Raw genomic sequence first — 13726 nt, forward strand, 5'->3', positions numbered from 1 at the left:
ACATGCACAGCAGCACCGCCAGACCTGTCAGGCGCATGCCGGCCATCGGGGCGGTCGTCGCCCTCGCCGCCGGCATGCTCGTCACCCTCGCCCCGGCCGCCCACGCGGCGGCGGGTGCCACGCTCCCCTTCACCTCCGTGGAGGCCGAGTCGGCGGCGAGCACCGGGACGCGGATCGGCCCGGACTACACGCAGGGCACCCTCGCCTCGGAGGCGTCCGGCCGGCAGGCCGTCCGGCTGACGTCCGGGCAGCGGGTGGAGTTCACCGTGCCGCGTGCGTCCAACGCCGTGAACGTCTCCTACAGCGTCCCGGACGGCCAGTCCGGTTCGCTCAACGTGTACGTCAACGGCACGAGGATCGCCAGGACCCTCCCGGTGACCTCCAAGTACTCCTACATCGACACCGGCTGGATCGCCGGCGCCAAGACGCACCACTTCTTCGACAACGCCCGGCTGCTGCTCGGTCAGAACGTCCAGGCGGGCGACAAGGTGGCCTTCGAGTCGACGGGCACCCAGGTCACGGTCGACGTCGCGGACTTCGAGCAGGTCGCGGGGGCCGCGGCCCAGCCCGCCGGTTCGGTGTCCGTCGTCTCCAGGGGCGCCGACCCCAGCGGCGGCGGCGACTCCACCCAGGCCTTCCGGGACGCGATCGCCGCGGCCCAGGGCGGCACGGTCTGGATCCCGCCGGGCGACTACCGGATCACCTCCTCCCTGAGCGGCGTGCAGAACGTGACCCTGCGCGGAGCCGGCAGCTGGTACTCGGTCGTGCACACGTCCCGCCTCATCGACCAGTCCGGCTCCGCCGGCAACGTCCACATCCAGGACTTCGCGGTCATCGGCGAGGTCACCGAACGCGTCGACTCCAACCCGGACAACTTCGTCAACGGCTCCCTCGGGCCCGACTCCTCCGTCTCCGGCATGTGGATCCAGCACATGAAGGTCGGCCTGTGGCTCACGGGCAACAACGACAACCTGGTGGTGGAGAACAGCCGGATCCTCGACACCACCGCCGACGGCCTCAACCTCAACGGCACCGCCAAGGGCGTCCGCGTCCGCAACAACTTCCTGCGCAACCAGGGCGACGACTCCCTCGCCATGTGGTCGCTGAACTCGCCCGACACGAACTCCAGCTTCGAGAACAACACCATCTCGCAGCCCAACCTCGCCAACGGCATCGCCATCTACGGCGGCACCGACATCGCCGTGCGGAACAACCTGGTCTCCGACACCAACGCCCTCGGCAGCGGTATCGCCGTCTCCAACCAGAAGTTCCTCGACCCCTTCTCGCCGCTGGCGGGCACCATCACGGTCGACGGCAACACGCTGGTGCGCACCGGCGCGATCAACCCCAACTGGAACCACCCGATGGGCGCCCTGCGCGTCGACTCCTACGACAGTGCCGTCAACGCCACGGTCGACATCACCAACACGACGATCACCGACAGCCCTTACAGCGCCTTCGAGTTCGTCTCCGGCGGCGGTCACGGCTACGCCGTCAGGAACGTGAACGTGACCGGGGCGACCGTGCGGAACACCGGCACGGTGGTGGTCCAGGCCGAGGCGCAGGGCGCGGCGACCTTCCGGAACGTCACCGCCACCCAGGTCGGGGCGTCCGGCGTGTACAACTGCCCCTACCCGGCGAACTCGGGCGCCTTCACCCTCACCGACGGCGGCGGCAACTCCGGCTGGTCCAGTACCTGGCCGGACTGCTCCACCTGGCCCCAGCCCGGCCAGGGCAACCCCGACCCGGACCCCGGCCGCAACCTCGCCAAGGGCCGCCCGGCCACCGCGACCGGCTCCCAGGACGTCTACACGCCGGGCAAGGCGGTCGACGGTGACGCCAACTCCTACTGGGAGTCGTCGAACAACGCCTTCCCGCAGTCCTGGACGGCCGACCTCGGCTCCTCCTACGCCGTGCGCCGCCTGGTGCTGAAACTGCCGCCGTCCTCGGCCTGGGCCGCCCGGACCGAGACCATCACGGTGCTCGGCAGCACCGACGGCTCGAACTACTCCACGGTGGTGGGCCCCCAGGGCTACCGCTTCGACCCGGCGACCGGCAACACCGCGACGGTGTCCCTGCCGGGCGGCACCAACCTGCGTCATCTGCGCCTGACCGTCAGCGCCAACACGGGCTGGCCGGCCGGACAGCTGAGCGAGGTGGAGGCGTACCTGACCCCGTGAGACGGCTTCCCCGTGCCCCGGCCCGGCCGGGCCGGGGCACGGTACCGAAAGCCGTAGGCCGAAATGCTCTGTACATATTTCCAGCAGATCGCCACGATGAGCGACCTCTGTGAAGATTCAGGCGACCATGTCGAGTTTGTCACTCTGCTCCGTCACGCTCGGTAGGCGGTGATCGCGGCGAGCAGCGCATGGAGGCCGAGTTGAGCGAGTCGAACGTGTCCGGTGCGGCTGCGCCGCCGGTCCTCACGGGCTCCGCCCGGGAGATCCCCAAGGCGACCCTGGTGCAGCTGCGGCTTCCCGTGCCGCCGACCGGCCAGGCGCTGATCAAGTCGGCCTACGTCCGTCAGCTCAGACTGCGACCCGACGAGGCGCACGCCGTCCGGGACCACCTCCGGCGCGCCGACCAGGCCGCCACCGAGGTCTCCGACGAACTGATCGATCTGCTCGCCCAGTACGAACAGCAGTCCCAGCCCTCGCTGCTGCCCCCGCCGAGCGCCTTCGTCGACGTTCCGGTCCCGGCACTGAAGGCGTTCGGGGACGCGCTCGTCGAGGTGCGGCGGCAGCGAGCCGTACGGCCGGCGGCCGACCGGGCCGAGGCGACCGCAGGGGCGATGCCGGCGGCCGCGGAGGGACTGGCCCAGCAGGACGTGCGCAGCGCCCTCGTGGCGGTCCGGGGGCTGGCGGCCAACACCCGGGCGACACCGCTCGGCATGCTGAACCTGGAACGCCTGGAGATGGTGCCGGCCGGACTGGAACGGGGCGAGCTGATCGCCACCATTCCCCTGGCCCCGCTGGAGGAGACGGCGGTCAGCCACAAGGAATGGTCGGTCCGCAGCAAGGAGTTCACCTCCATCGTGACCGACTCCCTGGAGACGGTCAGCGAGACCGGGGTGACCGACAACACCGAGCTGTCCCAGTCGACGACGTCGCAGGCGCAGCACTCCAACCAGTTCAATGTCACGGCGACGGTCACCGGCGGAATTCCGGTGATCAACGGCTCGGCCCAGTCGGGTTTCTCCTCGCAGGACGCCAAGTCGCAGTCCGCGACGGACAGCACCAAGCACGCCACCTCGCTGACCAGGAAGGCTTCCTCGCGCGCCAAGCAGGAACACAAGACCACCATCTCCACGACCACGGTCACCGGGAGCGAGGAGACCTCGACCCGCGTGCTGAAGAACCCCAGCCAGGTCTCGGCGATGCGGGTGGACTACTTCAGCCTGATGCGCAAGTGGCGGGTGCGGCTGTACCGGCACGCGCTGCGGCTGACCTACGACCTGGTGATCCCGGAACCCGGCGCCGGGCTGCGCCGGATGCACAAGGAACTCGCCGACCTGAAGGGACAGCTGGGCCCGTTCCAGTTCAGCCTGCCGCACTCGGAGATCACCGACGCGATCCTGCCGGGCGAGGCCCAGCCGCACCACCGCGTGCTCGCCGAACGGTACGGTGCGGTGGTCCCCGACCCGCCGACCGCGCCGTCGGCCCCGCAGTTCAGCGTGGGCGCCCCGCAGCAGGAGGAGGGGTGGCACATCTTCACCCCGGACCCGCTGGAGGTCCCGGAGGGCTACCGCATCAAGAAGCTGAACCTGTGGTTCGCCACCACGAGCAAGAAGGACGTCCTGTTCAGCTTCAAGGTGCTGGGCACCCCGCTGTACATCCAGGACCAGACACAGGGCGAGTACGGTCCGATGGAGCTGACCTCCGGCGCCTACGGAGGCTTCATGCTGTACGCGACCGGCAAGGTCTACATCTCGTTCGAGATGATCAACAACCGCAACACGACGATCAGGGTCGCCTCCGAGATCGAGCCGATTCCCACCCAGCCCGACCCCGACCCGACCAGGCCGGCGCACAGCGACCGCGTCCGGGACAAGTGGCGGTCGGACGTCTGGAACCTGCTGCGGGACGCGGCCCAGACCCAGTACTACGAGCGTCAGCAGGACATCGCCACCAAGGCCGCGGCGCTGCAGGAGCAGATCGAGCAGGTCGACACGCTCACCCTCCGCCGGGAGGAGGGCGAGGAGATCATGAAGGGGGTGCTGCGCTTCCTGCTCGGCCCCGACTTCGCCTTCATGCCCCCGGCGGTCGTCGACGCCTTCGCCAAGGCCGGGGTCGACCTGGAGCACGGCATCGGCTTCGACGAGAACGGCCTCGGTCTGGACGCCACGGCGTGGGCCACCGTGCGCGAGCACGAGGACGTCGTCCGGTTCATCAACCAGGCCATCGAGTGGGAGAACGTCGTCACGTTCCTGTATTCGTACGTCTGGGACGTGCCGCAGAGCTGGAACTTCATCCGCCGGCTCAGGCATCCCGATGCCGGCCGGCAGGCGTTCCTGCGGTCCGGCAGCGCACGTGTCGTCCTGACGGTCCGCAAGGGCTGGGAGGAGGACTGGGTGAGGTTCGCCGAGGGCGGCTTCAAGTCGGCGCCGACGACGCCGGATTCGCAGTACCTCACGATCGCGCGGGAGATCGCCGCGTACGACGACCGCAACTATCCGGGCATCCCGCCCGCCAACCCGGGCCGCAGCGCGGTCCGACTGGAGGAGGCCGTCTACACGACCTCCAGGGACGTCCTGGGCAAGACCGCGGGCCCGGTGAGCATCAAGGTGGATTCCAGCAAGGACTTCCTGGTCGGCGCCCAGGTCGTCATCGACTCCGCCGACAGGACCGACCCCGCCGACGGCAGGGTCGTGCAGGAGAGCCAGATCGTCACCGCGGTCCCGGACGCCACCCGCATCACGGTCGGCCGGCTGGACCGGGCCCACGACGGCTCGGTGACCCCGTTCGCCGTGCTCCAGCCCGGCACCAGGGGCGCGCTGATCGCCGAGTGGAACGAGTACACCCCGTCGTCGGGTACCGACATCGAGATCGGCTCCGACCTGGGCAGCGGGGTCTGACCGGTGGCCGGCGCGACCGAGGCGGAGATCCGCTGGGGCCTGGTCGCCGCGGTGCTCACCGCCTACAAGCACGCGGTGATGCTGGCTCGCGGCATCACCGCGGCGGAACAGGCCGAGATCGACCGGAGCCCGAACAGAGCGGCACTGCTGCGCGAACGGGAGACGCGCACGGTGCCGCGCGAGGACATGGAGGCGGCGCATCTGATCGCCGTCGAGGTCCGGGCGCTGTTCGTGGAGTGGCAGAGCCGGTACTCCACGGTGCGCTGGCCGGGTCACCGCGAGTTCGCTGTCCGTACGACGATGAACGCCGCGTCCGACGCCACCCGGCACCTGGAGGACCAGACCCGCCAGATCCTGGACGGCTCTCCTCCCGGTGCCGGCCAGGTCAGATCGCTACGCGGCGCCTGGCCGCTGGTCTGGCTGCAGTGGCTGTACTCCGCGTTCGAACCGCTCAAGGTCGTCGAAGGCGAACTCCCGCTGGCGGAATCGGCCATCGGCCGGCCCGACGAGGTGCTGCACGACTTCGCCGAATTCGTGCTCAGCATGATGCCGGTGGTCGGTGAGTTCGTGCTGGGACACGAGGTCGTCATGAAACGGCAGCTGGTGGGCGGCCGTGAGCTGTCGGACCCGGAGCGGCTGATGGCCCTCCTGGGCCTCGTCATCCCTCCCGTACTCGGCGCACTGGTCAAACAGGTTCCACGCGTGGGCATCGCTCTGCGGGGTTTTCGTGTCAACGCGGCGCGGCGTATCCCGGGCTCCGTCGCTTCGAGCCTCGACCGCTTCACCGTCGACATGGTGGTCGCTCTGCGTTCGTTTCCGAAGGACTCGTTCGAGAAGTTCCTCCGGATGCTCCGCGTGGTCGGAAAGCTGGGTCCGGAGGAGGAGACGGCCTTCAACTTCTACGTCTCGCGGCTCAACCTCTCCTCACGCCTGGCCCAGTGGCTGAGGATCATCGAGCGGGACCTCGGGAAGGGCTTCACGGACGTACGCGCTCTCAAGCGGCCGCCCAACGTCGTCGTCGCACCGCACGAACGGGCGATGATGGACGAGCTGAGCAAGCTGAGTGGCAAGCGTGTGGTGTCGGTTCCGGAGATGCATCCGCAGGACTACGACGCTTTCGTCCGGGAACTGGCCAAGAATCCGGAGGCCAAGATGCCTCAGGGGAAGGGCATCAAGTATGCCGACACCGTCTGGGGTGACGAATTCGCCGAGCTGTACCGCGTGGAGAGAACCAAAAAGGCCAAGAACGTCCTCAGGAACATCAACGATGTCGGAAAGGGCAAGCAGGCGTCCACGCTCGTGGTGGCGAAGACTCCGAACATCACCTTCGACCTCGTGCCGGTCTTCGGCGAACAGTTCTGGCCCAATCCGCGGTTCCAGTGGATCGACAAGGTCGTCATCCTCCAGGACGGCGGCATGAAAATCCTCGAGCGCCCGGTCCGCTACATCACCATGGACCCTCGCGTCTACGCCACCACTCGTGTCCTCCTCGGCAATCCGGCCCACCTCGTCAGGACGGCCGAGGAAGTCCTGCAGGCCGAGGCGGAGGAGAAGAAACAAGCCACGGTCTCGCGCTGAGCGCCCGGCGCCACACCTCACCACACGGACCGCCGAGTTTCACGGGGGCGCCACCAGACCCTTCCCTGACGTTTGCTGCTCTTGGAACACTCGCTCCGCGCAGATTCCGTCAACTGACGGCATCACGTACGTCAGGACGAGAGGACTCTCACTCATGCCCGAAGTCAACCGGCGGCGCTTCCTCCAGCTCACGGGAGCCACGACGGCGTTCTCAGCGCTGTCCGGCAGCATCCAGCGCGCGGCGGCCCTGCCCGCCCTCTATCGCACCGGATCGGTGGACGATGTCGAGCACATCGTCGTCCTGATGCAGGAGAACCGTTCCTTCGATCACTACTTCGGTTCGCTCCGAGGAGTCCGGGGCTTCGGTGACCCCCGTGCGGTCAGGCAGAACGGCAGGTCCGTCTGGAGTCAGTCCGACGGCACGAAGGACATCCTCCCCTTCCACCCGGACGCCGACGACCTGGGTCTGGCCTTCATCCAGGACCTCCCGCACGGCTGGAGCGACACCCACACCGCCTTCAACAACGGCAAGTACGACAAGTGGGTGCCCGCCAAGGGCTCGACGACGATGGCGTACCTGACGCGCGACGACATCCCCTTCCACTACGCCCTCGCGGACGCCTTCACCGTCTGCGACGCCTACCACTGCTCCTTCATGGGCTCGACCGACCCCAACCGCTACTACATGTGGTCGGGTTACGTCGGCAACGACGGCAAGGGGGGCGGCCCGGTCCTCGGCAACGACGAGAAGGGCTACGGCTGGACGACGTACCCCGAGCGCCTGGAGCAGGCCGGGGTCTCCTGGAAGATCTACCAGGACATCGGCAACGGCCTGGACGCGAGCGGCTCCTGGGGCTGGATCGACGACGCCTACCGCGGCAACTACGGCGACAACTCGCTCCTGTACTTCAACCAGTACCGGGGCGCCAAGCCCGGCGACGCGCTGTACGACAAGGCGCGCACCGGCACCGACGCCCGCAGGGGCGAGGGCTACTTCGACCGGCTGAAGGCGGACGTCCAGGCGGGCACACTGCCCCAGGTCTCCTGGATCGTCGCCCCCGAGGCATTCACCGAGCACCCCAACTGGCCTGCCAACTACGGCGCCTGGTACGTCTCCCAGGTCCTGGACGCGCTCACCTCCAACCCCGAGGTGTGGGGCAGGACGGCCCTGTTCATCACCTACGACGAGAACGACGGCTTCTTCGACCACGTCGTCCCGCCCTACCCGCCGTCCTCCGCCGCCCAGGGCAGGTCGACCGTGGACCCCGCGCCGGACCTGTTCAAGGGCGACAGCGGCCACTCCGCCGGCCCCTACGGACTGGGCCAGCGGGTGCCGATGCTGGTGGTCTCCCCGTGGAGCAAGGGCGGCTACGTCTGCTCCGAGACCCTCGACCACACCTCGATCATCCGCTTCGTCGAGCGTCGCTTCGGCGTCCAGGAGCCCAACATCTCGCCCTGGCGGCGCGCCATATGCGGCGATCTGACCAGCGCCTTCGACTTCTCCCGGCAGGACACCGCCCCGGTCGCGCTGCCGTCGACGGCCGGTTACGCGCCGGCGGACCGCAACCGCCACCCGGACTACGTGCCCAAGCCGCCCGTCAAGGGAGCCCTGCCCAAGCAGGAGTCCGGCAGCCGGCCCACCCGCCCGCTGAAGTATGCCCCGGCGGTGGACGGCTCCGCGGACACCGCGGCCGGCAGGTTCACCCTCACGTTCGCCTCGGGGGCGAACGCGGGCGCGGCCTTCCTCGTCACGTCCGACAGCCGTACCGACGGCCCCTGGACGTACACCACGGCGGCCGGCAAGACGCTCTCGGACACCTGGAACTCGGCCTACTCCGGCGGCAACTACGACCTCGCCGTGCACGGGCCCAACGGCTTCCTGCGCGTCTTCAGGGGCCGCAACAAGGTCGCCGGACCCGAGGTCACCGCCCGGCACACGGGCGACGACGTCCAGCTCACCTTCACCAATAAGGGCTCCGGCACGGTGAACCTGAAGCTGGCCGACGGCTACGGGGGCGCCCCGGTCACGGTGGCCGTGCGGCCGGGCGCGACCGTGCGGCGGACCGTCGCCCTCACGGCGAGCAAGCGCTGGTACGACCTGACCGTGACGTCCGACGCCGATCCGGCCTTCCTGCGCGGCTTCGCCGGGCACGTGGAGAACGGGCAGCCCGGCGTCAGCGACCCGGCGATCGTCACGGGGTGAACGGGCGATGAACACCGCTCCGTGCGGCCTGGTCAGGTACTGGTCACATCAAGGTAGTGTGCCCCGGTGACCACGCAATCGAACACTCCTGCAGGCTGGTACCCGGATCCGCACGGGGCCGCCCAGACGCTCCGCTACTGGGACGGCGTGCAGTGGACCGACCACACCAACCCGGTCCAGCAGCCCGCCGGGCAGGCTCCGCCGCAGCAGGCTCCCGCCCAGCAGGCCGCCTTCCCGCAGCAGCAGGCCGGTGACGCCAAGGTGCAGCGCCAGGTGCAGCGGCAGGCCGGCGTCGCGCCCGGCGGTCCCGGCGGCGGCACCCTCTTCACGGAACCCGTCCTGGTCGTGAACCAGAAGGCCAAGCTGATCGAGCTGACCAATGAGTACAAGGTCATGGATCAGAGCGGCCGGGAGATCGGTTCGGTCACCCAGGTCGGTCAGGGGGTGCTGAGGAAGATCCTGCGTTTCGTCTCCAGCCTCGACCAGTTCCTGACCCACAAGCTGGAGATCCGTGACGCCCACGGCCGGCCGCAGCTGCTGCTGACCCGGCCCGCGAAGTTCTTCAAGTCCCGGGTGATCGTGACCCGGCCGGACGGTTCGCCGGTCGGCGAGATCGTCCAGAAGAACATGATCGGCAAGATCAACTTCGCGATGACGGCGAACGGCCAGCAGGTCGGCGCGATCAAGGCGGAGAACTGGCGGGCCTGGAACTTCGCGATCGTCGACCACGCGGACAACGAGGTCGCCCGGATCACCAAGACCTGGGAAGGCCTCGCCAAGACGCTGTTCACGACGGCGGACAACTACGTCCTGCAGATCCACTACCAGCTGCCCGAGCCGCTGCTGAGCCTTGTGGTGGCGACGGCGCTGACCGTGGACACCGCGCTCAAGCAGGACGCGCGCGGCTGGGGCTGACCGGCCTCTCCGACCCGCACGACGACGGCGGCCGGTGCGCGGACGTCCTCCGCGCACCGGCCGCCGTCGCATGCGGTCGCAGCCGCTGTGGTCGCAGCCGCTGTGGTCACAGCGCCGTGAGGTGGCCCGGCTGCTCCGGCTGCCGCGGCACCAGCACCGGCTCGGCCGTCGCCGTACCGGGCTCCAGGGCCAGCACCGCCGCCACCGGGTGCTCGTCGTGTTCGCCGTGTTCGCCGGGTTCGGCATGCTCCCCGGGCCGTTCCGCTCGCCCGGACGCGGAAGCCGTCCGGGTGAGCAGCAGCACGCCCCGCGCGGCGAGCCCCGCGCCGGCCAGGGCCAGCAGCACTCCGCCGGCCCCGCCCTGGAGCCCCTGGCCCAGCAGGGTGAGGCCGATCACCGCGGCGGCCACCGGGTTGGCGAGGGTGACCACGGCCAGCGGGGCGCCGAGGCCGCCGCGGTAGGCCGTCTGGGACAGCAGCAGCCCGCCGACGGCGAACGCGGCGACGAGCACGGCGACCACGATCACCTCGGTGCTCAGCGCGGGGCCGGAGCGGTCCGTGGCCGCCACGGTCACCGTCTGGGTCAGCGCGGAGGCCACCCCGGAGGCGAAGCCGGACGCGGTCGCGTGCCGGAGGCCCGGCCGGGCACCGGGCCAGGACAGCAGGCCGATCGCGGCAGCGGTCGTACCCGCGACCGCCAGGGCCTCGGTGAGTGACAGCACCCGGGCGGGCGCCGGACCGGAGGCGGTGACCAGCAGTGCGGCCAGTCCGAGCAGGGTGAGCGCCGTACCGCGCCACTCCGCCGCGCTGACCCGCCGCCCGGCCGCCCGCGCGCCCAGCGGCACGGCGGCGACCAGGGTGAGCGCACCCAGGGGCTGTACGGCGGTCAGCGGGCCGTACTTCAGGGCGACGACATGGAGCAGCGCGGCGGCGGCGTTCAGCCCGACCGCCGACCACCAGGCTCCGGTGCCCAGCAGCCGCAGCAGGCCGGTGCCGGCGCTGTGCGCGGCGAGGCGTTCCTGGGCGACGGCGGCCAGCGCGTAGGCGACGGCCGACACCAGGGACAGGCCGAGGGCGGCCAGGACGGCGGCGCTCATCGGCCCGCTCCCACCAGGACGGGCTCGCGCGTGACGGGCCGGCCGACGCCGAGCCCCGCCGTGCCGGCCGTGCGCCGCGGGCGACGGATGAGCGCGAGGGCGAGGGCGAGCATGGCCGTCGCGACGATCGAGTCGAGCCAGTAGTGGTTCGCCGTGCCCACGATCACCAGCAGGGTGATCAGCGGGTGCAGCAGCCACAGCCACCGCCAGTGCGACCGGGTGGCGGCGATCAGGCCGACCGCCACCATCAGCGCCCAGCCGAAGTGCAGGGAGGGCATCGCCGCGAACTGGTTGGAGAGGTGGTCGCTGGACGGCGGCCCGTACACGGACGGGCCGTAGAGCTGCGCCGTGTCCACCAGGCCCGTCCCGGCCAGCATCCGCGGCGGGGCCAGCGGGAAGGTGAACGGCAGGACCAGGGCGGCCGTGGTGACGGCGGCGAGGACCCGGCGGGCCCACACGTAGTGCGCGGGCCGGCGCACGTAGAGCCAGACCAGGAAGGCGAGCGTGGCCGGGAAGTGGACGGTCGCGTAGTAGGTGTTCGCCAGCCGGGCGAGGGTGTCGCCGTGCAGCAGTGCGGACTGCACGGCGTTCTCGTGGGGGAGGTGCACGGCGCGTTCCAGGTGCCACACACGGCGGGCGTTGTGGAAGGCGTCCCCGGTGTGGCCGGTGGCCAGTTGACGGCCCAGTTTGTAGACCAGGAAGAGTCCGGCGACCAGCAGGAACTCACGTATCAGAGGGGGGCGTGCCGGGGTCTCCGGTTCCGCTTCCGCCTCCGCAGGCTCGGTTCGGGCATTCATCCCCCGGCCCCTTCGCTGACGGTGGTGCGTGTGGTGGTGCGTGACGTGGTGCGTGATGTGGTGCGTCTGAGCCTCGGTTGAGACCGGGCCTCATCGATACGTTGTCGTACCGATACGCCAGTGTACCGATACGGCCGAGTACCGGTACACTTGCGTATCGATTGATGTGCGCCACACTGGACGCAGGCACGAGTGAGGAGAAGCACCGCAATGACGTCGCAGGCCGCGGACGGACCCGACACGGTCGTCGCCTCGCGCCGCTCCAAGATCACGCCGGAGCGTGAGCGGGAGTTCTTCGACGCCGTCCTGGAACAGATCCGCGAGTGCGGCTACGACTCCGTCACCATGGAGGGCGTCGCCGCCACCACGCGGTGCAGCAAGTCCACGCTCTACCGGCAGTGGAAGACCAAGCCGCAGTTCGTCGCGGCGGCGCTGCGCGCCAGCCGCCGGGTGCGGTTCGCCGGCATCGACACCGGTTCGCTCGCCCAGGACCTGCGCCAGGCCGCGCGGGCCGCGGGCGACTGGTCCGGCAAGGACACGCGGCTGCTCCAGGCGCTGGGGCACGCGGTGACGTCGGACCAGGAACTGGCCCAGGCACTGCGCGAGGCACTGGTCCACCCGGAGATCGCCGCGCTGGAGGAGATGCTCGACCGGGGCGTCGCCCGGGGCGAGGTGCCCGCGGGCCATCCCGCGCTGGAGTACATCCCCGCCATGATGTTCGGCGTCCTGCGGGTCCGGCCGGTCCTCAACGGCCAGTACGCCGACGCCGACTACCTCGTCCGCTTCGTGGAGGCCGTGGTGCTGCCCGCACTCGGGCTGAGCTGAGACCCAGGCCGCCGTTCACGGGATGACTGAACGGTGACCTGCCGCGCCGCACCGTGGGGACGGGGGCGGCGCGCACCCCCCGGCCGGGTGGGATTCCTCTTGAGCGGAGGGGAATCCCGCCCGGCCGATCCGTGTCTCACACGTCCTGGCCGTTCCCGCCGCCGGACGAGACCTTGATGCCCCTGAGGATCTCGTCGACGACGGACAGCTTCTGCCCGACGTCCACGCCGAAGCGCACCACCACGAACTGCTCGGGGTCGTCGGGCGAGGGGAAGGCGACGGACTCCACATAGCCGTCGGCACCCTTGCTGGTGACCGCCTTCCAGCGCACCAGGTAGCCCTTCTGCCCGGCCACGGTCACCGCCTCGGAGGCCAGTACCCGGTGCGAGGAGATGCTGCCGTAGGTCGTGCCGCCGTACGACTGCCTGGCGTTGGCCGCGATGTCCGCCTTCGCGACCGCCTCCGCCGTGTCGTCCTTGATGCCCAGGACCCGTGCCGGAGCGGTGTAGGCGCCGCCCGCGGTGCAGGTCTTGGCCGAGTTGCCCGGGCACGCGTAGGAGGTGCCGGAGGTCACCTGTGCGCCGACGCTGATCGGCTCTCCGGTCCAGCCCCGCGGCACCGGCAGGCTGATGCCGTTGACCGGGTCGGGCACCGAGCCCCCGCCCCCGACCTTCGGCGCCCCGGACCGGCCCGGGGACGGCGTGCCCCCGCCGGACCCACCGGAGCCCCCGGGGCCACCGGACCCGCCCGAGTCGCCCCCGGGCCCGCCGGACCCGCCCGAGTCGCCCCCGGGCCCGCCGGGCGCGGCGCCCTCGCCGCCGTCGCGTCCACCGCCGGGCCCCTGCCGCGACCCCGCGCGGTCCCCGCTGCCGCCGCCGTCCTTGGAGAGGGCGTACGCGCCGAACCCGATGCTCGCCAGTACCGCGGCCGTCACCGCGACGGCTATGCCCGTGCGCAGCCCGCGCCGGGGCCGGGGCGGAGGCACGGCCGGGAACCCCGGATACCCGGGATGCGCGCCGTACCCCGGGGCAGCCGCGGGATACCGGCCGGGGCCGGGCGGCTGGGGCGCGGTCTGTGCCGGGGAACCCCACGGTGCGGCCGTGCCGGCGGGGCGGGTCCGGTCCGTCCAGACCGAGCCGTCCCACCAGCGCTCGGTGGGCGGACCGTCGTTCGTCTGCCCGGGGTCGGGGTACCACCCGGGGGGAGTCGCCTGCGTCATGCCCCCACCGTATGAGGCG

General features: G+C 70.6%; 9 protein-coding genes. 6 read left to right on the forward strand and 3 right to left on the reverse strand.

The genetic code is table 11. The features are described 5' to 3' along the window. Nucleotides 1-2 precede the first annotated feature (2 nt). The 5 genes from AB0B40_RS17605 (at nucleotide 3) to AB0B40_RS17625 (ending at nucleotide 9770) form a co-directional block, all read left to right on the forward strand. Nucleotides 3-2180 (forward strand): discoidin domain-containing protein, encoded by a 2178-nt coding sequence (locus AB0B40_RS17605; protein ID WP_362264363.1) that lies wholly within the window; start codon nucleotides 3-5, stop codon nucleotides 2178-2180. A 200-nt stretch (nucleotides 2181-2380) separates the two neighbouring features. Then, the gene (locus AB0B40_RS17610; protein WP_362264365.1) at nucleotides 2381-5074 is read left to right on the forward strand and encodes a hypothetical protein; all 2694 of its coding nucleotides are present in this window, start codon (nucleotides 2381-2383) and stop codon (nucleotides 5072-5074) included. Nucleotides 5075-5077: 3 nt separating this feature from the next. After that, nucleotides 5078-6652 (forward strand): hypothetical protein, encoded by a 1575-nt coding sequence (locus AB0B40_RS17615; RefSeq protein ID WP_345053829.1) that lies wholly within the window; start codon nucleotides 5078-5080, stop codon nucleotides 6650-6652. A 154-nt stretch (nucleotides 6653-6806) separates the two neighbouring features. Then, nucleotides 6807-8855, forward strand: a complete 2049-nt coding sequence (locus AB0B40_RS17620) for a phosphocholine-specific phospholipase C (protein WP_345053832.1) — start codon at nucleotides 6807-6809, stop codon at nucleotides 8853-8855. Nucleotides 8856-8921: 66 nt separating this feature from the next. Beyond that, nucleotides 8922-9770: a phospholipid scramblase-related protein gene (locus tag AB0B40_RS17625; protein ID WP_345053835.1), complete on the forward strand. Its 849-nt coding sequence runs from the start codon at nucleotides 8922-8924 to the stop codon at nucleotides 9768-9770. Between the two features lie 106 nt (nucleotides 9771-9876). Here the strand turns inward: AB0B40_RS17625 and AB0B40_RS17630 are convergent, their stop codons facing one another. Together AB0B40_RS17630 and AB0B40_RS17635 are read right to left on the reverse strand one after the other, a co-directional pair. After that, nucleotides 9877-10866, reverse strand: coding sequence for a hypothetical protein (locus tag AB0B40_RS17630; protein WP_362264368.1), 990 nt, complete (start codon nucleotides 10864-10866; stop codon nucleotides 9877-9879). Continuing rightward, complete coding sequence (locus tag AB0B40_RS17635; RefSeq protein WP_362264369.1) at nucleotides 10863-11663, reverse strand: phosphatase PAP2 family protein; 801 nt, start codon at nucleotides 11661-11663, stop codon at nucleotides 10863-10865. The genes AB0B40_RS17630 and AB0B40_RS17635 overlap by 4 nt, the downstream gene beginning before the upstream one ends. A 210-nt stretch (nucleotides 11664-11873) precedes the next feature. Between AB0B40_RS17635 and AB0B40_RS17640 the strand changes: the two genes are divergently transcribed. After that, the gene (locus tag AB0B40_RS17640; RefSeq protein ID WP_345053843.1) at nucleotides 11874-12488 is read left to right on the forward strand and encodes a TetR/AcrR family transcriptional regulator C-terminal ligand-binding domain-containing protein; all 615 of its coding nucleotides are present in this window, start codon (nucleotides 11874-11876) and stop codon (nucleotides 12486-12488) included. Nucleotides 12489-12624: 136 nt separating this feature from the next. Here AB0B40_RS17640 and AB0B40_RS17645 read toward each other — a convergent pair whose 3' ends face one another. Beyond that, entirely contained in the window at nucleotides 12625-13707 is a 1083-nt protein-coding gene (locus tag AB0B40_RS17645; RefSeq protein WP_362264371.1) for a DUF2510 domain-containing protein, read from the reverse strand. Between the last annotated feature and the right edge of the window lie 19 nt (nucleotides 13708-13726).

This window comes from Streptomyces sp. NPDC042638 (assembly GCF_040647235.1).
GTDB lineage: Bacteria > Actinomycetota > Actinomycetes > Streptomycetales > Streptomycetaceae > Streptomyces > Streptomyces rameus.